The sequence below is a fragment of the Chromobacterium alticapitis genome, from assembly GCF_002924365.1.
GTDB classification, from domain to species: Bacteria; Pseudomonadota; Gammaproteobacteria; order Burkholderiales; family Chromobacteriaceae; genus Chromobacterium; species Chromobacterium alticapitis.
On the sequence record NZ_PQWB01000212.1, the window covers coordinates 1 to 223 of the forward strand.

The 223-nt window shown below is 68.6% G+C and carries 1 protein-coding gene; it reads left to right on the top strand.

Going from position 1 to position 223, the window contains the following annotated elements:
• Positions 1-223, top strand: a 223-nt coding sequence (locus C2I19_RS22200) for a hypothetical protein (RefSeq protein ID WP_158253802.1), incomplete at both ends; no start/stop codon positions are given.

The following is a 223-nucleotide window of genomic DNA, read 5'->3' on the forward strand; positions in this document are numbered from 1 at the left end:
CGACGATGTGACGGTGAGCAGCGCGCAACAAGGCGTGGTGGTGCAGGACGGTTTCGAAAGCGGACTGGGCGCCTGGCAGGGTTCGGGCGAGCCGATCACGGTGACGATGGCCGGGGTGCCTGTGAACGGCGGGGAGTGGACGGCGGACACGCTGAGCGCCTACCTGCGGCAGCGGCCGAGCAATGCGCAAGACCAAACCACCCGCACCGTCTACGACGCGGCT